General features: G+C 52.9%; 20 protein-coding genes. 10 read left to right on the forward strand and 10 right to left on the reverse strand.

Annotation, left to right across the window (positions count from 1 at the left end):
• Window positions 1-164 precede the first annotated feature (164 nt).
• Both VE954_RS20285 and VE954_RS20290 read right to left on the reverse strand, forming a co-directional pair.
• Complete coding sequence (locus VE954_RS20285; RefSeq protein ID WP_324956129.1) at window positions 165-1217, reverse strand: transposase; 1053 nt, start codon at window positions 1215-1217, stop codon at window positions 165-167.
• Window positions 1189-1410 (reverse strand): hypothetical protein, encoded by a 222-nt coding sequence (locus tag VE954_RS20290; RefSeq protein ID WP_324956131.1) that lies wholly within the window; start codon window positions 1408-1410, stop codon window positions 1189-1191. Before VE954_RS20290 ends, VE954_RS20285 begins: the two co-directional genes overlap by 29 nt.
• A 141-nt stretch (window positions 1411-1551) precedes the next feature.
• On the opposite strand from VE954_RS20290, the gene VE954_RS20295 reads away from it, so the two are divergent.
• The 6 genes from VE954_RS20295 (at window position 1552) to VE954_RS20320 (ending at window position 6831) form a co-directional block, all read left to right on the forward strand.
• A complete protein-coding gene (locus tag VE954_RS20295; protein ID WP_324956384.1) occupies window positions 1552-1929 on the forward strand; it encodes a helix-turn-helix domain-containing protein in 378 nt (125 codons plus the stop codon).
• A gap of 428 nt (window positions 1930-2357) precedes the next feature.
• Window positions 2358-3200 carry a prepilin peptidase gene (locus VE954_RS20300; protein WP_324956133.1) on the forward strand — a complete coding sequence of 281 codons (843 nt, stop codon included), beginning with the start codon at window positions 2358-2360 and terminating at the stop codon, window positions 3198-3200.
• Window positions 3201-3213: 13 nt separating this feature from the next.
• Window positions 3214-4314: a GGDEF domain-containing protein gene (locus VE954_RS20305; protein WP_324956135.1), complete on the forward strand. Its 1101-nt coding sequence runs from the start codon at window positions 3214-3216 to the stop codon at window positions 4312-4314.
• A complete protein-coding gene (locus VE954_RS20310; RefSeq protein WP_324956138.1) occupies window positions 4299-4832 on the forward strand; it encodes an acyl-CoA thioesterase in 534 nt (177 codons plus the stop codon). The genes VE954_RS20305 and VE954_RS20310 overlap by 16 nt, the downstream gene beginning before the upstream one ends.
• Window positions 4829-6124, forward strand: a complete 1296-nt coding sequence (locus VE954_RS20315; protein WP_324956140.1) for a DUF4105 domain-containing protein — start codon at window positions 4829-4831, stop codon at window positions 6122-6124. The genes VE954_RS20310 and VE954_RS20315 overlap by 4 nt, the downstream gene beginning before the upstream one ends.
• Window positions 6121-6831 carry a hypothetical protein gene (locus VE954_RS20320; protein WP_324956142.1) on the forward strand — a complete coding sequence of 237 codons (711 nt, stop codon included), beginning with the start codon at window positions 6121-6123 and terminating at the stop codon, window positions 6829-6831. Before VE954_RS20315 ends, VE954_RS20320 begins: the two co-directional genes overlap by 4 nt.
• On the opposite strand, the gene VE954_RS20325 is transcribed toward VE954_RS20320, so the two are convergent.
• The 6 genes from VE954_RS20325 to VE954_RS20350 all read right to left on the reverse strand — a co-directional run bounded on the left by VE954_RS20325 (window position 6832) and on the right by VE954_RS20350 (window position 13551).
• Window positions 6832-8004 (reverse strand): tetratricopeptide repeat protein, encoded by a 1173-nt coding sequence (locus VE954_RS20325; RefSeq protein ID WP_324956144.1) that lies wholly within the window; start codon window positions 8002-8004, stop codon window positions 6832-6834.
• A gap of 115 nt (window positions 8005-8119) precedes the next feature.
• Window positions 8120-8314: a hypothetical protein gene (locus tag VE954_RS20330; protein WP_324956146.1), complete on the reverse strand. Its 195-nt coding sequence runs from the start codon at window positions 8312-8314 to the stop codon at window positions 8120-8122.
• An 89-nt stretch (window positions 8315-8403) separates the two neighbouring features.
• Complete coding sequence (locus VE954_RS44350) at window positions 8404-9234, reverse strand: peptidylprolyl isomerase (RefSeq protein WP_324956148.1); 831 nt, start codon at window positions 9232-9234, stop codon at window positions 8404-8406.
• A gap of 72 nt (window positions 9235-9306) precedes the next feature.
• Entirely contained in the window at window positions 9307-10398 is a 1092-nt protein-coding gene (locus VE954_RS20340; RefSeq protein WP_324956150.1) for a carbohydrate-binding module family 20 domain-containing protein, read from the reverse strand.
• 149 nt (window positions 10399-10547) lie between these two features.
• On the reverse strand, window positions 10548-11372 hold the full coding sequence (locus tag VE954_RS20345; protein WP_324956152.1) for a GNAT family N-acetyltransferase: 825 nt from the start codon (window positions 11370-11372) through the stop codon (window positions 10548-10550).
• A 67-nt stretch (window positions 11373-11439) separates the two neighbouring features.
• Complete coding sequence (locus VE954_RS20350; RefSeq protein ID WP_324956154.1) at window positions 11440-13551, reverse strand: V-type H(+)-translocating pyrophosphatase; 2112 nt, start codon at window positions 13549-13551, stop codon at window positions 11440-11442.
• Between the two features lie 77 nt (window positions 13552-13628).
• On the opposite strand from VE954_RS20350, the gene VE954_RS20355 reads away from it, so the two are divergent.
• The 3 genes from VE954_RS20355 to VE954_RS20365 all read left to right on the forward strand — a co-directional run bounded on the left by VE954_RS20355 (window position 13629) and on the right by VE954_RS20365 (window position 15384).
• The gene (locus VE954_RS20355) at window positions 13629-13754 is read left to right on the forward strand and encodes a hypothetical protein (RefSeq protein ID WP_324956156.1); all 126 of its coding nucleotides are present in this window, start codon (window positions 13629-13631) and stop codon (window positions 13752-13754) included.
• 90 nt (window positions 13755-13844) lie between these two features.
• Window positions 13845-14741, forward strand: a complete 897-nt coding sequence (locus VE954_RS20360; protein WP_324956158.1) for a hypothetical protein — start codon at window positions 13845-13847, stop codon at window positions 14739-14741.
• 55 nt (window positions 14742-14796) lie between these two features.
• Entirely contained in the window at window positions 14797-15384 is a 588-nt protein-coding gene (locus VE954_RS20365; protein WP_324956160.1) for a YqgE/AlgH family protein, read from the forward strand.
• A 9-nt stretch (window positions 15385-15393) separates the two neighbouring features.
• Here VE954_RS20365 and VE954_RS20370 read toward each other — a convergent pair whose 3' ends face one another.
• Together VE954_RS20370 and VE954_RS20375 are read right to left on the reverse strand one after the other, a co-directional pair.
• Window positions 15394-17991, reverse strand: coding sequence for a Gldg family protein (locus VE954_RS20370; RefSeq protein ID WP_324956162.1), 2598 nt, complete (start codon window positions 17989-17991; stop codon window positions 15394-15396).
• Window positions 17988-18695 (reverse strand): ABC transporter ATP-binding protein, encoded by a 708-nt coding sequence (locus tag VE954_RS20375; RefSeq protein WP_324956164.1) that lies wholly within the window; start codon window positions 18693-18695, stop codon window positions 17988-17990. Before VE954_RS20375 ends, VE954_RS20370 begins: the two co-directional genes overlap by 4 nt.
• A 208-nt stretch (window positions 18696-18903) precedes the next feature.
• On the opposite strand from VE954_RS20375, the gene VE954_RS20380 reads away from it, so the two are divergent.
• Window positions 18904-19464 carry a hypothetical protein gene (locus VE954_RS20380; protein ID WP_324956165.1) on the forward strand — a complete coding sequence of 187 codons (561 nt, stop codon included), beginning with the start codon at window positions 18904-18906 and terminating at the stop codon, window positions 19462-19464.
• Window positions 19465-19625 lie beyond the last annotated feature (161 nt).

Raw genomic sequence — 19625 nt, forward strand, 5'->3', positions numbered from 1 at the left:
GTGGGCAGCTCGTCGAACTTTAAAAAATCATCCGTGAGTTGAACCCAGGGGGCCTTGCTGCGTGTATAGGTATGAAAATTGGGCTGCAATGGCGGATCACCATCCAGAACGTTCAAGGCAATAGTGACGTCATCTCGGGAATGAATTCCCGAGCATCCCTTGCATCAGGCAATTCGCCCAAGGCTCAGCGTCTCACGTCCGAGACGGAGAATGTTCGTTGCCGCATTGACATCGCGGTCATGGACCGCTCCGCATGGGCAGGACCACTCTCTTATACCAAGGCCACTCAGTCCACACGGACCTGTCTTTTGCAAACAGACCGAGCAAGTGACCGTGGAATTTCGCTCATTGATTTCGAGCAGCCGTCCTCCCCGCCTCAGGGACTTGTATGAGAGGAAGGTTTTTATCTGATGCCAGGCGGCGTCATGGACGCCTTTGGCCATTCTGGTTTTGGCCAGCTTCCCTGATGAGGCATTGCCGAAAAAGATGGTTTGATATTGCCTTGCCAGTTCAAAGGACCTTTTGTGATTCCAGTCCTGACGCGAGTTTTTGATCTTCGCATTGATTTTTTTGGTCTGACGCTTTTTTCGGTGCCTTTGGGCTTTTGCCAGCTTTTCAGCATATTGCTTTGTGATATTATTCCGCTCATAGGCATGGCCATCCGATGTTGTCATGACGGTCTTCATGCCGGGATCTATGCCAATTTCAGAACCGAAAGAGGCTGGTTCCTGAAACCAGTTTTCGTCAGAAATTTCACAGGTTAAATTCACATACCATCGACCGCGTGAATCTTCAGAGAAAGATCCTGTTTTAATCTGATAGCCTTCAGGCAGCTGCCGATGCTGCCACAATCTGAACCTATAGCCATTGCAATCGATATAGCCGCTATGGAATTTGACTGTCTGGCCGTTGAATGGAATCCAGCCCAGGTTCTTTTTTCCTGTCCGGAATCGAATGGATTTTTTGGCTTTCTGGACTCTCAAAAGGCACTCGTAAGCGACCGCCTGGATAGTCTGGGAGTTGATCTCAAGAAGTTTCGACGATCCTTTGGTCAGGACATGCAGATCATTTTTGCTCGTGTAAAAACGCGAATCCTTCCAGCGTCTGCGGATGATTTCGTTGCTGAAGTTCCAAACAAAATTGACATTCCCAGCCAGCGTCTTCAGCTCCTCTCGCCTGGTTCCATCTTTAAGTCTGAACTTGTAAGTCAGCAGCATCCTTGCGCCTCCATGTATGGCTTGTACCATAAACGGTGATTGAGGCAAGGAAATAATCTTGGGCCTGGGAGATTGACGAGGCCCAGTCATCCCACATCTGAAAAAATGGGTATTTTGGTCCTGCATTTATAGATAGAAAATCACCGCGCACTTCAAATTTTACAGTTTCGCAGAGGCAGCTGCCATGGAACATGATGCATTCTCCTTGCCTGGTCTTATATTCCAATCAAAGTTATGGCATAGAGCTGGAATTGGAAAGTAGGCAGGAATTCATGACCTGGTCACCTCGAAGTGACCAGACACATGGGCCGAGCCGATGCAAGGAGGGGTCGTGATGGAGAGTTTGGAACAACCAGGCTGTATGGACGATGAACATGGTGAAACGATTCGCAGGGCTCTTGCCATCATCGGAGGCAAGTGGAAGGTTTTAATCCTGTGGTTTCTTGCCACGCATCGTGTGCTTCGCTTTGGTGAATTGCGCCGCAAGCTGTCCGGGATTTCGCAGCATTCCCTCACAAGTCAGCTGCGCGAGCTCGAAGAAAGCGGTCTTGTCCAGCGGGTCGCCTATCCTGAGGTGCCGCTGCGCGTCGAGTATTCCTTAACGCCCGAAGGATTGGATCTTGGCGAAGTCTACCGGGCCGTCTTCAACTGGAGTTGTCGCAACAAGAGTTTGTTGGACAAGGCCGCTGCAGAGGATGTCGCCCGCTTTTGATCAACGTCACTTGGAAAAAGAGGGCAGCCACGCGAAAGATCCCCAGCATGGCCTCTGACCTGAAATCATGAGCTGACGGGAATGTCCTGGATACGTACAATAAGCCCAAACCCCCAAGAGCCGTTCAAGAAGCGATGGACCCGGACCCAACCGACCCTTTGAAAAGGGTGGCCGCTGATCCCTGATGTCGGTACTTTTGGCTGGGATGGCCGCATTCTGTGCCGCGTCCCCCTGCAGGTGTTCGCGCTCCTGGCTTGCATCATCCGCGAGGCGCGAAGCATCGGATGAATGGTATGTTCCGGGGGCTGTCTGCGGGTCAGGGCCTGAGACTGACAGGTTAATAATTTTATAATTGGTTTCGAAGAGAATATAATGGACGCTGCCACCACAATGACAGGCACCGTCGTCTCCACTCCCAAGGAAGACCTATGCTGCTATCGTTCCTCGAATGGGTGCTGCACCTGCAAAGTCCTCTGACCTGGCTGTTTTTTATACTCGGCGCCATGATGGGTAGCTTTTACAACGTGTGTATTTATCGCATCCCGCGCCGCATCTTTTTCGCTGAGGCCCGATCCATCTGTCCCAGCTGCGGCCAACCTATTCCCTTCTGGCATAATATCCCGATCCTCTCCTGGATTTTTTTACGAGGCCGTGCGCGCTGCTGCGGAGCCAGGATTTCCGTCCAGTATGTGCTGGTCGAAATCATCACGGCCCTGCTCTTTCCGACCGTCTATTGGATCTTTCCTTTTGTGATGAGTTGGGAATCGGGACTCGTGATCGATTCGCCCGAGATGATGCGATGTTTTCATGCCCTGGCCTTCACTTCACTTCTTCTCATCTGTTCTGTGATTGACTTTGAACATCAGATCATTCCCGATGTGCTCAGCATTCCCATGATTGTGGTCACGCCCCTGGTGGTGTATCTGCATCCTGATCTGGACTGGAAGAGTGCGCTCTTCGGGGTTTTGATTGGAGGCGGCAGCCTTTATACAGTGGCCTGGCTCTACTATTTGGTTCGTCGTGATTATGGCCTTGGCATGGGCGACGTCAAGCTTCTGGCTGCGATCGGCGGTTGGCTAGGCTACCAATCGATCCTGACCACGGTTTTTTGGGGATCAATCCTCGGTTCCCTGGTGGGACTTGGTGTTATAATCTTCAAAAGAAAGCTCGATCTCAAAATTCGTTTGCCCTTCGGGCCCTTTCTTTCGATTGCGGCCGTCAGCTATCTGCTATTTGGCCAGTTTTTAGCCGAGTATTTGATTACCTTCTAGACGGAGATCACGAGTGGCGATCAAACCCAAATCGATCCGACGCTTTACGGTCAGTCCCGGCAGTTCGGAAGAAGTATTCACCCAGATGGTGGCTGGTTGCGAGGCCCTCTGGCGTGAAACGCACCTGGAAAGCATGGTGAAGCGAACCATGAAGCTGCTGCAGAATAATTTCGGTATTCCCGATTTGAGTTTGCTGAAACTGCATGGAAATGGAGACGATTTGTGGGCCGAGCTGGTCCCACTCCGCTTGAAGAACGCTCATATTTGGCCCCAAAAGCAGCTCGACGCGATCGTGGAACAATTCAAGCACATGGCCGTACAGGAAGCCGATTATGGATCGGGCATCAATCATCTCGATACAGGGGGATTGAGCCTTTGCTTTGCGCTGCTGGGTGATCCCGTGAATGAATGGTATGTTCTGATTTGGACCGAACCGAGTGCGGAGGGTGAAGAGAATCAGCAACGGAACTACAGCTCCGATCTGGCTTTGGATTTCATGATCAAACAGCTGCAGACCACTTGCCGTTGGCTGACCCGGTTTTCGGAAACGCAGACGCTCCTGCACATGGATGACCTTACCGGCCTCTACAATCATCGTTATTTGGAACAGGCCATCGAACGTGAGATCAAACGGGCCCAGCGTTATGATTCGGCCTTCTGCCTGCTCTTTATCGATCTCGATGATTTTAAACCCATCAATGACAAGCATGGACATCTGGCGGGAAGTCAGGTGTTGCGTGAAGTCGCTCAAATCCTCAAAAGCACACTGCGCGACGTAGACCTGGTCTTCCGCTACGGTGGCGACGAATTTGTCATTCTGCTGATTGAATCGGATGCCCGCAACGGCCTGAAAACCGCCCAGCGTATCCGTGAACGCATCCAGTATACCGGCTTTTCCGTAGGCAACGGCGCCACGGCGCATGTGACGGCATCGATTGGAGTGGCTGCCTTTCCCGAGCACGCCCAGGAAAAAGATCGATTGCTGGCCCTGGCTGATGAATGTATGTACGAGAGTAAGCGGCATGGCAAGAACCAGGTGGTTCTGGTCGGCAATCCCCTGCTGGGGACACCGCCGCGGGAGATGAAGGACAAAGATTCATGGGAAACAAATTGAAAACGGAAACCGGTCGCGCGCCGCGTGAAAGCGAAGCGATCATGACCGAAATGATCCTGCCCCAGCATGCCAACGCCATCGGCACCGTTTTTGGTGGGGTGGTGATGTCGTGGGTGGATATCGCAGCCGCAATTTGTGCCGAACGTCATTGCCATCGGCAGGTGGTCACCGCTTCCGTCGATGCTTTGAGTTTTCTGGCTCCCATTAAACTCGGTTGGATCGTGAGCCTGAAATCCTCGATTAATTATGTATGGAAAACCAGCTGCGAAGTCGGAGTGAAAGTCACCGCCGAAAACCCGCGGACAGGAGAGTCCTTTCATACCGCCACGGCTTATGTGACAATGGTGGCGCTGGACAGCAACGGCCGCCCCACTCTGATGCCACCCATTCTGCCGGAAACAGAGGATCAGAAGCGCCGTTACGAGGAAGCCAAGGCGCGGCGCATGGCCCGACTGGAACTGAAGAAGCAAAATGAGGAGCGGCAGAGACAACGAGCGGCCGCTGGAGAGCAGGAATGAATAGACTGGGACGGATACTGCTGCTGTGGTTGGGACTTCTGAGTGCTGTACGGGGACAAGCGGCAGGTTATGCCTTCAATCAGATGCCGTCCGATCTGGATCAGGTTGATGTTTATCTGCATACCGTTGATATCGGGAACATGATTTATACCAATTTCGGGCATACGGCGCTGCGGATCCATGACAAGGTCTCCGGCCGGGACCTGGTCTTCAATTGGGGCATGTTTTCATTCAAGGACCCGATCAACTTTGGTTTGCAATTTTATCGGGGGATTTTGAATTATCACCTCGGTATATATCCTTATCGGGCGGCTCTCGCAGGCTACGAGGCGGAAGGACGCAAGGTCTGGGAAGACAGGATTCAGTTGACCCGGGAACAGAAGCACAAGCTGTTTGAGCAGTTGATTTTCAATAGCCAACCCGAAAACAGCTCGTTTGCTTATCAGTATTTTTTCGACAACTGTTCAACCCGCATCCGTGATCATATGGATACGGCTTTGGGCGGCATCATAAAACCTGCAACCCATTTCAATCACGCGCCACAAACATTCCGCGATATGGTGTACGAGGGATACAGCTATACACCCGGCATGGATTTGTTTTTGGATATTGCGATGAACAGCAATCTCGATCGGCTGATGACACTGTGGGAACGCATGTTTCATCCCCTTTACATGCGCGAAGTCTATCAGCAGACGCAAAACGGTGGCATGCCCCTCCTGACTGACAGTAAAGTGCTGGTGGATTTTCCAAGGCCGGAATCGTATCCGGGTTTAAGTTTCATCCTGGTCCTGCTCTTCTTCGGTGTACCTCTTTCAATGATCGGGATCCTGTTTTTCCTGCGCAATAAGTTGATTCGCTTCCTGCCGATTATTTATCGGGTCTTTGCCTTGATCAGTCTGCCGCTTTTGGGTTTTGGCGCTTTGGTCGGCTTTTTGATGCCGGTAACATGGCTGGTCTCGGATCACCTGGATTTGCATCATAATGCCAATATGCTTTTATTCTGGCCGATCGATGTGATTTTGATCGTTTGGGCGTTCGCTCTTCTGGTGCAAGGACGCGGCTGGCGCCTGCCGGTGAAGGGGACCTTGTTTTTGCGGCGCTACGTGCTTGTGCATATGATCGTGACACTCTCGATGCCTGTGTTGCGCCTGCTAGGGCTGATCCATCAGGATGTGAACCGGGCTATTGTTTGGGTCTTGCCGCCTTATATGGTGATCCTCTTTCTCCTTTGGCGGGTGGGGACTGAAGTGAAAGTGAAAGTGCAAGAACAGCCGAGTCGAGCCGCATGAGTGATTCGCCCTTGATCATCGATCCGAGCGCCCGTTTTGTGGATGAGCAGCATGAGGATCTGGTGGATTTTATCTTCCGCCTGACCGGTGACCGCAGTCGCTCGGGGGTCATGGCCAAGGAAGTGTGTCGGCAGATGAAGGACGAGCTGCAGTCCCAGATCGAAGAACCGGAAATTCGCGCCCGCCTTTTTCAATTGGCCTATGAATTCAATGAAGAGGCCATGCGGCCCATTCCGCGTGATTTTTTTGAGGCCTGGTTCCGTTATCATCACAAGGATCCCAAGTCGGTGGCCAAGGCCTATCGATGGGAAATCAAGCTCCTGGAATTAGGGCACCATGCCGCGCAGCTTTTATTGCTGCGTTATCGCTATGGGTTTTCCCTGCCGGCTTGTGCCTTTATCGTGTATCGCGAAGAAGTTGATGTTCATGCGGAACTGGAAATTCTGGAAGGCCTCATTCACGAGGATCGGGGCCTGGATTACCAGGACTTAGCCACCCTGCCGCGTTATGGATTTCTGCAGATTCCCGAGCATCAGACCACGGCCTTGAGCCATATCATGAATCAGCTGCGCCCGCGCCAGCGTTGGTGGCCTCAGTTGGCTTTGGTTCTGGCATTTTCCATGCTGGCGTTATTTTTCTGGATGCTGCATGCGTTCGTAGGTTTCCGTCAGATCTGGCGCCTCTTGCGGAGCCTGATCCTGGGATGATCAGGCGGATTTGGGTTCCAGTTTGCTCAGGACACTGGCGGCTTTTTCAAAGCCCGGTTTCAATTCCAGGGCTTTGCGAAGCGATAGGATGGCGTTGGCGTTGTCATTCTGCTTATGATACGCCAGGGCCAGGTTATAATGCAGGGCGTACACGTAGGGGTGGGCGCCGATCAATCCAATGCACTTCACGTACATCGCAATCGCCGCATCAATATCCTGGTTGTGGGATAGGCGCACGCCTTCATTGTTAAGCAGCTGCACCAATTCCTTGTGATCATGCGTGCCGGAAAGCTGCTTCATGGCCGTATCATAATCACCTTCCTGAATCGCGACTTTGGCCAGAACTTCGCTGGCATCCTTGCGCTCTTTGTCGAGACCCTGAAGGCGATTCATCGCATCCTTGGCTTCATCCAGATTCCCAACTTCAAAGTTGGAGAGACCGGCATTGGCCAGGAGCTCAATGTTCAAAGGATTGAGCTTGGTCAGCTCGTTCATCAGTTCCGACGCTTTGGCAAAATCCTTTTCCAGCATATACGTCTGGGCCAGTTTTTGTGCGGCGGATGAGGATTTGGGGTTTACCTTCTGGGCGGCATCGTAATAGCGTCGGGCTTCCGACGCATGATTGAGTTTGGTTTCCACATCACCGAGCAGGAGCAGCAGTTTTTCTGAAGGACCATGGGCCCGAAGATTCTTCACAGCCAATTCCTGAGCCATTTCCATAAGGCCGGAGTTCATGGCGGCATGAGCCTCGCGGAATTCGGCTTCCGCTGGCGTCATGTGAGTTTCCTCTTTCCACAGATGCATCAGCTTTTGATGGGTGCGATCGGCGGAATAGGGTTTGGCCAGAACATGCGTGATATTGTTTTCATTCAGGACGAGCATGATTTCCGGGGTCAAGTGATCCACCAGGAAGAGGTGCGGTTCGATTCCATAATTCCCAGTGGAACGCAGGGTTTGAATCATGGTCAGACCGGTCATATCGGGAAAATCATGATGCGTAATGAAGAGTTGAAATTGATTGCGTTTGGCCACTTCCGCAGTGACACGCGGGCTGCTGAACGTCTGGATCTGATCAAAGCCACAGGCTCGGGCGACGTGACTCAGCATGTCACCTTCATCCTTGGTGCGGGCCGTAATTGCAACTTTGGTCGTTTTTTCCCGATTCGCAGCCACGGATCGATCCCCTTGTTCAGGTTGTCAGACCTTGTGTTCCTTGAGACTTTCGACGCAAATGGAGTCGAAGTTAAGGATCAGGCTCATACCTCTAGGTCACGATCGATTTTATTTTTTATTTGTCCTGTGCATCGTAAACGAGGCCGCTGTCGTTGGACCAGATCTCGACCTTATAGGCCACTTCACTGCCTTCTTTTGCACCTTTGGGCAGTACGCTGGGATCTGCGGTGTAACTGGTGCCGTCCGCGTCCTGAACGCGAGCAAAGCGGCTGTAATCATTGGGTAGGCTGATAACGGTTCCAACTCGCATAGCGGACTCCTCTTGCATAGGGGGAGGATCGGAGTCCGCCTGGGAAAACTTTAAAAATGTGAGAAAACATTTTTAATTACAATGGGTTACTATTGAGGGGCGACCTCGGCGAACTGGAACTGCTGCATGATAAATTTATTGTTTTTGACCTCGCCAATCAGGACGATTTGCAGGTTCTTTTTCTTGCTGAAATCAGCCTTGTAGTAAACCTGAGCCTGACCGGAACGGGATCGGGAATCCACCAGGTTGAGGGTCTGGAATGTTCCATAGTCCTGAACTTCAGCTACTTTTTTGAGCAGTTTGGTCGCGTAGTCACTGGTCAATTTTTTCAGATCGTCGCTGGTCATCTGCTTAATCTTTTTGACTTCCACCGGTTTGAAATCGCCGATGATATCGACGCTCAGGATCTTGATGTCCTTTTCCGGCTTCGAGCCATTGGCCTTGGCGTTAACGATGGCATTCACCACATCCATGCCCGCAGTCACTTCACCAAAAACAGAGTGCTTGTTATCCAGATGAGGCGTCGGGGCCACGGTGATAAAGAACTGACTGCCGTTGGTATCCGGACCAGCGTTGGCCATGGACAAAATACCAGGTTTATCGTGCTTCAGATCCTTGTGGAATTCATCGGCAAAGGTATAGCCGGGGCCGCCCGTGCCATCACCCTTGGGGTCGCCGGTCTGGACCATGAATCCCGGGATCACCCGATGAAAGATGATGTCCTTATAGAAGCCCTGTTTGGCGAGATTGTAAAAATTCGAAACCGTTTGCGGAACCTTGTCGGCAAAAAGTTTGATTTCAATATCACCCTGCGATGTTTTGATTTTGGCTTTCAGGTCCTGTTTGGTTTCCTGCGCCAGGGAAAGTGGGGCAAAAAACAAAGCGAGCCATGCACATAGTGAAATGAGGCGACGGGACATACACGCTCCTAATCAATCATACCAGCTCGGGGATGGTATCATAAAATCGGAGCATGTCCTAGTGGTTCGGACTTATGGAAACCGGGGATTGGCTTCAATCACGACTTCATAATAATTGCTGAGGGGTGGAATCTGATGATTCGGGCCCATTTCCCAGGCGGCCTCCTGCCCGTTGAGGCCCAGCGTGGATTGATCGGTCCAGTCGGCCACCAGCAATTTATAGGACGCGCCCACCGGCAGATTTTTGAGGAGCTCCCAGCGACCGTCGGCCCAAGCCGTCAGTCGTGTGGCGACCTGCCAGTGACCCAGGTAGTCGCCTTCACCGGTGATATAAACAGCCTTCCCATAGGGAACCTGGATCGGGGTGCTGAGGCGCACCGTGATGGGCGCCAGGTGCAGACGGGTGACGGTATCTAGCCTCGGGGTCACGTCAAGGAATTGGGGTTCACTCCAAAGTGCTGAATGACTCGACGTGAGCTTCATGACACTCACAGCGGTGGACCCGACTTCGAGATCAAGGCTCACCATGCCTTCGTTATCAGTTTCACCGAGCTTATGGCCGGCGTGCCAATCTCCGGCATAGACTGTGACATTCGGCAGGGGCGAGCTCACCCTTGTTCCCTGCACGTACTGATCACCCAGGACCTGGATGCGGACTCTGGCTTTAGGATAAGGCGTTTCCACCTTGCAGCTCCTGAGGGTGATGGGGCCGTTATCCCACTGAATCAGGGTCTTGCTATTGGCCATGGCTGCGTTGCGCAGATGAACCACCCAACCATCGGCAGTGGGTTCGAGGGAGGGGCGATACTGTCCAGCCAGAAATTGAAGCTGTGTTCCAAAATTCCAGCGTTTCAGGTCATCGATGATCAGACTCTCGTCCTGCCAGTGCGCATTCCCAGCGAGCTCTTTTTTCAGGCAAATCAGATCATGGGTCGGTGAGTAGTAATTCTCTGCGCAGGCTTCCTGGTCAAGGGACGCGCGTATCCGGGAGAGTGATTCCGAATCGCGGAGTCGCACCTGCACGGTTTCCGTTTCCGGCAGCCAATGGATTTCCGATTGGCCACCGTCGCAGATCCACAGGGGAGACGCCTGCAAAGATCCGGGGACAAGAATGAGAGCAGGCCAAAGAAGGTTTCGTGTTGTGGTTGCGATATTACGGCGCATGGTGGACTCCTCTGCTTGTAGTAAATTTACAAGACGCGAGCCTGATATAACCTTGAGCAATGCCGATATCAAGGGCATTTGTGGCCTTTTGCCTCGTGCCGGCTTGGGAAAAAATACAACAAGCGTTGGGTAAAATCAGGGAGCAGACTTCAAAAGGTTTTGGAAATGCAGATCATTTCAAAGCCAAGCTTTTGATAGAGGCGATTGGAATGAGGATTGGTCTGGTCCGCATACAGAAAGACCAACTGCATGGTGGGATCCTGAAAGAGGTGACGACAGAGATATTCCACGGTAAGCCCTGCATAATCATGTCCGCGCAGCCGGCTCGGCGTATAGACGTAGGAGAGACAGCGAGCATGAGCGAGACGGCGGGTCACAGCCGCAATGGAAAGGAGTGTGTCCCCCTGAAAGAGACCAAAAAATTCCTGACGTGTGAATCGGCTTCTGGCTTCATCTTCATCGATCTTTTGATGCAGGGCGTCGTGCATGAAACCCTGAATGAAACGACAGATGGGTCGGCTAAAGTGTGGCAGGCGTTCAAAACGCAAGTCCGGTGGCAAAGGTTTCTGCCGCAACTGATGCGGGGCCACCTGGTAGAGCCAGGTGCAGAGCAGAGGAACATCCTTGATGCTCAAAGTCTGCGCGGCCTTTTCCCAACTCTCACACTGCCCGTCATGACAGGTCAGGACCCAGGAACCCGGAAAGTGTCGATGAATGGCCACCACCTGAGACGCATCGAGCGGCAGATCGGGATGATTGACCAACGCAATTTCCCTGGGCGCGTGCACCATAATTTGCAAAATCCGACCATCCGGATGGCGAAGGACCCAGGCGCTGGCGTCAGCCATCGGTTGATAGGGAATCTCAGCCAGTCCAAGCAGGCCAATGACTCGATTATTGAGGACCAGACGTGGCGTAATCCAGGTGCCGTAGTCCTGCAGAAGGGTTGTGGGTGGGATGTTTTGCCAATGCATGAGGCTCTTCTGAGAAAGCCCCCATCCCCAAGGGGAAGGGGGCCTGCATCGTGAGGTCGTCAGGATCTCATTTCATATCAAGAAACTTGAGGATGACCCCACCATGTTGCACAAAGAATGGTGCAAACACGAGGCTGAGGATCGCCATCAGTTTCATCAGAATGTTGATCGATGGACCCGACGTATCCTTGAAGGGGTCACCGACGGTATCGCCTACGACGGCCGCTTTGTGCGCGTCCGACCCTTTACCGCCGAGTTTACCCGTCTCGATATATTTCTTCGCATTATCCCAGGCGCCGCCTGAGTTGGAAGCGGAGAGCGCCATCACCAAACCGGACACGAGCGAACCAGCCAGCACACCCGCCAGGGCCTGCGTGCCGAAAATGTAACCGACAACCAGAGGCGTGGCCAGAACGAGGATACCTGGTGCAATCATCTGCTTGATCGCGGCTTCGGTGGAAATGGACACGCAGGTTTTATAATCCGGACGATCATGGCCAGTCAGGATACCTGGCTTTTCACGGAACTGCCGACGCACTTCGTCGATCATCGCATAGGCCGCAATACCCACGCCCTTCATGGTTTGAGCCGTAAAGAGGAAGGGTAGAACCCCACCGATCAAGAGACCAGAAAAAACCAGTGGCGACAGCAGGTCCAGGCTATGCATGTTGGAACGAACCAGGAACGCTGAGAAGAGCGCCAGTGCGGTCAGAACTGCCGAACCAATCGCAAAGCCTTTCCCGATGGCCGCTGTGGTATTACCGGCTGCATCCAAAAGGTCAGTCCGACGACGGACCTCAGGACCAAGTTCAGACATTTCCGCAATACCGCCGGCGTTATCGGAAACAGGGCCGTAAGCATCGATGGTCAAGCCCGTGGCAATGGTCGAAATCATCCCCAAAGCCGCAATGGCAATCCCGTACATGCCGGCCAAAGTCCACGAGACATAAACGGTGACAGCAATCGCAATGACCGGAATCACCGATGACTTGTAGCCCAAAGCCAGACCGTAGATGATGTTTGTGCCGGGACCGGATTGTGAGGCATCGGCCACTTCCCGTACAGGTTTGTAAGCATGCGACGTGTAATATTCCGTGACGACACCGATCAAAAGCCCTGCCCAAAGACCTGATAGAAGCGAGATCAACACGCCGTTATTGGTGATGATTTGACCGTGAATCTCAAAGGTTTCCACCATGGCCGCTTTCGTGACGAAAATCATCACGATCGACATCAGAACGGTGGAGATCCAAAGCTGCTTTTTCAAAACCGGTTCAGCGGATGTGGCATCAGCTTTCAGGCGAGCAAAGAGAGCTGTGAAGAAACAGACCGGTACACCCACGGCAGAAATGATAATCGGATAGTAGAGGGAACTGTCTGAGCCGACGATGGCAGCCGACGTGGCACCAATCAGCAGGGCGGCACAGGTGGCCTCGGCGCAGGAACCAAAAAGGTCAGCACCCATGCCGGCAATGTCACCGACGTTATCACCGACGTTGTCAGCAATTACGGCTGGGTTACGTGGGTCATCTTCTGGAATGCCCTGCTCAACTTTACCAACAAGGTCAGCGCCGACATCAGCAGCTTTTGTATAGATCCCGCCACCGACGCGGCCGAAGAGAGCGACGGCGGATCCGCCGAGACCAAAGCCGGCCACCATCTCCATCAGGAGTTCCTGCTCTTTGATGTACTGACCGAACACAAGAACGATCGACATCAGACCGACGATCGCGAGACCGACAAGGCCAAAGCCCATGACAGAGCCCGATTCAAAGGCGACCTTGAAGGCTTCGGACAAACCTTTGCGCGCGCGGATGGTCGTGCGGACGTTACCCATGGTCGCGATCTTCATGCCAAGGAAAGCCGAAAGGCTGGAGGTCACGGCGCCCAGCAGAAAGGCCAAGGCGCTGAACATGCCTTCATGGTGATCGATCGTGGCGTCATTATCCAGGAGCAGATACATCAGCACCGCGAAGAAGGCGACAAAGCCCGCAACGTAGCGGTACTCGCGCGATAGGAAGGCCATGGCACCTTCAGCGATGGCGCCCGAGATTTCATTGAATTTGGCAACCTGCTGCGGATTGTCGCCTTCGATAGGAACTGACACAACGCGCCGGGCGTAAAATGCGGCGGTTAACATGGCTAGGGCCGCAGACCCGTAAATCAAAGTAACTACCAAAACCGACCTCCTGTGCTGCAACAAAGATAAGGCGTAGCGCGGACTCTTACAATTATGAGGGACAAGGAGAGACTTTTATGCCCAGCCTGAACGCAAGAGGCAAGATGAATTTACCAAGGACCACGCGCTTTCTGTGGGTCCTGGCCCTAGTGAGCCTACAGGCCAGCGTTCCGGACGGTTTTCGTTATTTTAATTTCCTGTAATAACACCATAAAAACAGAAATTTTTGAAGGTTTGCCAAACAGTGCCGATCACACTGCAGGGGCGGATAAGTACGCCTTGGAGGAGTGGACGTGTATTTTCTTAAAACATACCTCTTGGCAATTTTGCTGATGCCGTGTTGGGCTGCTTCACTCCAGGCTCAGGGTAAACGCGTTGTGACTTATATTGAAGATGTGCAGGAGGAACGCAAATCCACCCGCTGGACCTTGACGGAATGGCTGCGCATCAAAGAGCGCATGAAAATGATGGACGTTTGGCTCGCGATGTTCTCCGACCCGCGCAAAGATAAATTCGCGCCCGAGCTCAATCTGCAGTACGGTCAAAGTCACGGATCAATTGTTTTGCAATACGGTGACGCCACGGATTTTAACGATAGCACCTGGGCTTCCAGTGAAAGCGATCATTCAAAAGAACATGGACGCCTCCAATTCTGGTTCACCAACCTGGTTTCGTCCACAACCGGATTGCGCACGTTGGATATCGATTTGGGCATCGAAGCCAGCTTTGTCAATCGCTTCATGGCCGAGCAGCAGACGCTCACACCCACGACCATGCCCTCGATCACCACGGCGACCGACAAAATCCAGTTGGGCGGTGTCAACCTTCGCCTCTTTGGTGCCAACGAGCAGGATTCATTCCTGGTCGGTAAAATAGGCAAATTCAATCGCAGCTCAGGGTTCGTCGACTCGCCATTCGCAAGCATCAGCGGGACCTATTATGGTGGCGAGATGGCCCTTTATTTCCTGCGTATTCTGGGGGCGGAAGGCCAATACCTGGCGTTTAAGCCTCAGGTCAGCGAAGACGAGAAAGCCAAGGCTTCGAACGTGGAGTACGGTGCGTTTTTGGAAATCTATAACGTACGCTTCATCTATGGGGTGTACGACCATATCTGGAGTCAGGAAAATCAGGGGTTACGCCTCGACAGCCGCGAACGCGGCCGCATGCTCACCTTCCGCCTTTATTTTTAAGCCCAAACGGTTTAGCCTTGTCCTTTAAGTTCCCATTTTTTAGGAGCGCCCCCTGATGGCTGAGCAGTTGAACCTGCCCTCGCTCTTGATCGCGTTACCCGGGCTTATGGATCCTCATTTTGTAAAATCAGTGGTGCTTCTGATTCAGCACAATCCAGATGGGGCTCTGGGTTTTGTGGTCAACCGACCCATGCCCATGTCGCTGCGCGATATGGTCTTTCAAAACCGCTATCAGATCCCCAATCACGTTCCTGTTTGGATGGGTGGGCCGATCGGCAGCAATCAAGGGCTGGTCATTCACAATCAAGGTGGGGATATAGCGGCCACCGCCTCATCCGGCGATTTGCGGGTTTCATCATCCGAAGAAGCTGTGGACGGCCTCGTGCAGCACATTGAAAATGTGGCGGCGCAAGGTCAGAAAAAAGGCGAGCCCCTTCTGCCTTATCGCTTCGTCATCGGCTATTGCGGGTGGGGTCCCAAGCAACTGGATCTGGAATTGAAATCAGGCCACTGGTATCAGAAGCCTTTGGATTTTAACCTGCTGTTCAATACGCCCTGGCAGGAAATCTGGTCGCGAGCCGTCGCCGAGCTGGGTGTGCATCCGATAGACATCGCCCCGAATATTCAGTCCTATATGAATTGAGTCCAGACGTCAGGTCGGTTCCCGCAAACGACGCAAGGCGCGGCGACTCTCACGAACTTCGCTGAGCTTGCGTTGAAATCCCAAAGCGACAATCAAGAGAGGTAGAAGCCCAAGGTGCAGCGTCACGATCAGGCGGCGGATGTTATCGGGCTGAAAGCGGGCCTTTTCCCGAACCAAACGTCGTTCGGTCCAGAGCCCCGCTTCGGTTTCACGCAGGCGACGGAGTTGACGCTCCTGTTCCTTGGATAAAATGCTGGCCGTGTTTTCTTCCTGCACCTGGAGATCCCCGATCTGTCGTTCGATCTCGGCAATCCGTGCGGAAAGCTTATCTTCGCTATCCAACCATGGTTGGCGTGTTTGTTCCTCGAAACTTTCCAGTTTGGTCAGCGGCCGATGCACGCTGCCGCCACTGCGAATGCTGATCAGGTCCCGATTACCACCCAGAAATTCCACCGCGTGAGTCAGAAGACTGAGGTTATCGTTGCGCGGGCGGATCAGCATTTGACTCATCACCTGCAGTTTTTCCACAGCATGCGGATCGGCCAGGAAATCGGTATCGGCAAACAGCACGATACTGTTCGGCTGCTCGGTTTTTTCGCGGTGCTGCGCAATGGGACTGCCGCTGGGTTTGTCCGGGAACGCCGTCGTCCATTGGCCTGAGAGGATGCCGGCGACCGTACGGATGGTGCCGTCGGGTTTCAACTGTTGCGTCAGCTGCTGCGGCGACATGTAGGCTGCTGTCTCGGTGGAAAGCAAACCGCTTTTATCCGAACTTTGCACCAGCGCTTCCCATTGACGATCGGGTTGATCCTTGATTTCCAGCCAGCCTGGTTCTGGGAACAGAACCTGTTGAATGGTCCTGGTGATTTGATGCTGACGATTGAGATCCTTGCCAATCAGATTCACATGGAAAGGATTGTTGGCCACTTTTTGCAGGGTCATCTGACGTCCAGAGCGGGCCGCGTCACCCACCATGCGCGTCGGATCAAACTCGACCCCCCAGGCTGGGAAAAGCTTGGGCAAGGTGCTGCTCATTTTCAAAGGATTGGCGCCACCGGGATTATTGTAGGAAAGCTCGGTTTCACAGAAAGGATCCACGGCCACGACGAGGTGTCCACCGCGCATGACGAATTGATCGATCGCATATTCGGTCAGTTCCGAAATGGACTTGGGATGAATGACAATAAGGGATGAAATATTTTCAGGGATTTCCTGTACATCGACAGCCAAACGCGTGACCTGATAGAAGCCACGCAGGGCCTCCACAACAGCCCAGTCCGGACGTAGACGCGGTCCGTCGTCGTCACGTTCACTGACCATGGGGAGTGAGGTGATGACTCCGAGGACGGGTTTGACGCTTTGATTCAATTTAACAAAGACTTCCGAGAGCTCATATTCGATTTGGGTTTCCTTGCGCGGATCGAAGAACGGAACGCGCAAAGTTTTCTGACCTTGCGTGAATACAGCGCCCAGGTAAATGTCGCCCTTATTGGTACGCAACCCTTTGAGGCCCTCCCAGCGTGCTTCCGCTTCGAGGGATGTATCAGGGCGCGGATCGAGCACTTCCACCGAGATTTTATCGGGTGCAAAGGCGACGTAACCTTCCAGCAATTCCTGGATGCGATGCCCATGGATACGCTGCAGCGGTTCCATCATGGGATGCGAGCGCGAAAAATAGAGTTTAATGGAGACGGGGGCATTCAATGCCTTGAGGAGCGATCGGCTGCCGTCCGACAGGGAATAGAGTTTTTCCGTACTCAGATCAAAACGCAAAAATTGTTTTTGAGCCAGTGCCACAAAAAGAAGCCCGGCTATCAACCAGATATCCATCAAAACCCAGAACGCCCGGGGTGGGACGTACTGCCCGCGAAGCGACAGCGTCCGCTGTTTTCTTTGCAAAAGGATCTGGGCTGCCAAAAGCCAGAGCGCGCCGCCAATGAAAAAGCTCAGATTGCGATTATCCACCACGCCCCGTTTCATCGTATCCAGATGGGAAAGCGGGCTGATGGCATTCAAAACATGACCAGGGACCAGGGGGAACATGCGCGTGATCTGATCCACCAGATCAGGCAGACCCAGCGCCTGCAGAATGGAAAGTACGATCATGCTGGCCAGCAGTGCGGTCCCGATGCGTTTGAAGAGACGCATGAAAAGGCCGCTTAAAGCAAGTTGCCAGACGCTGAAGCACCAGAGCCCCAGGAGGGATGAAAGCCACATGCCAAGATCCAAAGGACCCATGAGCATAATAGTAAGTGCCATCGGTACGGTGCCGACAATCAGAACCAGACTGACGAGACTGCCTGCCACACACTGAGCGGTCACACGCTTCAGACCGCCGAGGCCGGACGACTGCAGCCATTGTTCATAACCAGGGCGCGCTTCCGGATGCCAGAGCTGACTCGCCAGAAGAGGCATCATTGCGGTCAAAAGCCAGGGCAAAATCTGAAGGGCTTCCCGTAAGCTGGCTTCTCCTGTTTCAAAAAAACGAGCGCCGAAGAAGGTCCATAGGGCAAAGCAGAACAGCCACATCGCAGCCCAGAGAGGGACGAAGCGGATGCGAAAGATGCTCTGGCATTCCCGAAGGATGAGGGTGAAGAGAGTTTTCATGGACTCCCGCTTTCGGCAGAAAATTGCAGCGCGGCTTGCAGCTGCCTTGGCGTTTTCAATTGATCGGGTTCATAGCTACGTATGATCGAGCCCTCATGCAGAACCAAAATGCGCTGGCAAAGGGGCGTCAGATCCTCGAGGACATGACTGCTTAAGATACGGATCGCAAAGGGCGCAGGATTCTTCAGCCACTGCAGAAGACGTTCCTTTTGCCAGCTATCCCGAGGCTGCAAGGGTTGATCGAGCAGCAAAATCTTAGGATCATGAATCAAGGCTTGGGCCACACAGATCAGTCTTTGCAGACTGGGCGGCAAATGGCCAAAGCGTAAATCCCAGCAATCTTCCAACTGAAATTTTTCATTGAACGTTTGCGCCACATAACGAGGGTTCGGCATACCGCGAAGGCTTGCGGCAAAGTGCAGAATATCGCGCACGCGCATGGCCGTGGGCAAGGCCAGGCGCTCGGGGACATAGGACAGGACCTTGGTCACATAAGGGCGATCGCTTACCGCATTGCGATCATCGATCAGAACGCGTCCCGTGGTTGGCGTCAGTATTCCGGCAATCATGTGCATCAAAGTCGTGAGGCCCGTTTTTGGACGACCCCAAATACCCAGTGTCTCGCCCGGATGAATGGCGAGATTCAGCTCCTTGATGATTTCATCGTGAGCAAAATCCTTGCGAAGATCCTGAATTTCGATCACGCCCAACTCCCAAGGTGTAGTGAGGCCTTCTTATAGTTTAGGGGACCCGGGTGAAAGCTGGGAGGGCAGGAATTGCCGGCGTCGCCCGAGGGGGGTGGTTGAGTTGGTTCAAATCTGAATTTTACGGCGAGACACCTTGTGCTGCCATGCGTTGGCATAGACGTTGCTGGTTATGTCGTCATTAGCGCACATCAATCGAGGAGGTTTTATGGAGGTACTGGTCACGGTTTTGGGAGCGCTCATTGCCACCCTGGTGATGGCCTCAGTGATGTATGCAATGATCTGGGACGGATTTGAGCATGGCGACATGATTCGGCTTTTGGGATCCGATATCACGCAGCAGCCAAGGCGATACTTTGTCATGGGCATGTTTTTGTATCTGGGAACGGGCCTCGCGCTTTCATGGTTATATTATAAGGCCCTCAACGTTCTTAAGTTTGATTCTGTGATTATTTCAGCGGGTCTCGGTGGCTTCATGGGGTTCGTGCAGGGCTTTGTTCTCATGTATTTCTACATTTTGGAGCTCGGCTCAAGGCACCCCAATGAGCAGTTTAAAACGCACTGGCTTCCCTTGTCGTTCGCACACTGGTTCGGCCATATGGTGTTTGGAATGGCACTGGGGAGCATCATTGCTTCCTATCTGATTTATGGTCCTCGTGGGTTTCTCATCAGTGCCTTGGTTAATATTCTCATTGCAGGAGGTGTTGGCTTCTTTGCGAAGAAATCGGAAATCAGGGCTCTCATGCATCGGCAGCGTCAGGTTCGCTAATCTTTAAAAGCAGGAGGGTCATGATTCCCTCCTGACTCCGTCTCTGCCTCACTTCAATCGATTATTCTCCAACGTCTCATCACATTTAAAATCACATTCTGCAAAAAAAAATGCTTTTGCACGCAATATGATTTCACCTCTGACGTCATCTCAAACGAACC

It is taken from the genome of Oligoflexus sp. (genome assembly GCF_035638955.1).
Lineage (GTDB): Bacteria > Bdellovibrionota_B > Oligoflexia > Oligoflexales > Oligoflexaceae > Oligoflexus.

What these genes read in the sequence shown, in the direction of transcription:
- VE954_RS20285 (WP_324956129.1), bottom strand. Translation starts at nt 1,217, where the DNA reads ATGCTGCTGACTTACAAGTTCAGACTTAAAGATGGAACCAGGCGAGAG.
- VE954_RS20290 (WP_324956131.1), bottom strand. Translation starts at nt 1,410, where the DNA reads ATGTTCCATGGCAGCTGCCTCTGCGAAACTGTAAAATTTGAAGTGCGC.
- VE954_RS20295 (WP_324956384.1), top strand. Translation starts at nt 1,552, where the DNA reads ATGGAGAGTTTGGAACAACCAGGCTGTATGGACGATGAACATGGTGAA.
- VE954_RS20300 (WP_324956133.1), top strand. Translation starts at nt 2,358, where the DNA reads ATGCTGCTATCGTTCCTCGAATGGGTGCTGCACCTGCAAAGTCCTCTG.
- VE954_RS20310 (WP_324956138.1), top strand. Translation starts at nt 4,299, where the DNA reads ATGGGAAACAAATTGAAAACGGAAACCGGTCGCGCGCCGCGTGAAAGC.
- VE954_RS20315 (WP_324956140.1), top strand. Translation starts at nt 4,829, where the DNA reads ATGAATAGACTGGGACGGATACTGCTGCTGTGGTTGGGACTTCTGAGT.
- VE954_RS20320 (WP_324956142.1), top strand. Translation starts at nt 6,121, where the DNA reads ATGAGTGATTCGCCCTTGATCATCGATCCGAGCGCCCGTTTTGTGGAT.
- VE954_RS20330 (WP_324956146.1), bottom strand. Translation starts at nt 8,314, where the DNA reads ATGCGAGTTGGAACCGTTATCAGCCTACCCAATGATTACAGCCGCTTT.
- VE954_RS44350 (WP_324956148.1), bottom strand. Translation starts at nt 9,234, where the DNA reads ATGTCCCGTCGCCTCATTTCACTATGTGCATGGCTCGCTTTGTTTTTT.
- VE954_RS20340 (WP_324956150.1), bottom strand. Translation starts at nt 10,398, where the DNA reads ATGCGCCGTAATATCGCAACCACAACACGAAACCTTCTTTGGCCTGCT.
- VE954_RS20345 (WP_324956152.1), bottom strand. Translation starts at nt 11,372, where the DNA reads ATGCATTGGCAAAACATCCCACCCACAACCCTTCTGCAGGACTACGGC.
- VE954_RS20355 (WP_324956156.1), top strand. Translation starts at nt 13,629, where the DNA reads ATGCCCAGCCTGAACGCAAGAGGCAAGATGAATTTACCAAGGACCACG.
- VE954_RS20365 (WP_324956160.1), top strand. Translation starts at nt 14,797, where the DNA reads ATGGCTGAGCAGTTGAACCTGCCCTCGCTCTTGATCGCGTTACCCGGG.
- VE954_RS20370 (WP_324956162.1), bottom strand. Translation starts at nt 17,991, where the DNA reads ATGAAAACTCTCTTCACCCTCATCCTTCGGGAATGCCAGAGCATCTTT.
- VE954_RS20380 (WP_324956165.1), top strand. Translation starts at nt 18,904, where the DNA reads ATGGAGGTACTGGTCACGGTTTTGGGAGCGCTCATTGCCACCCTGGTG.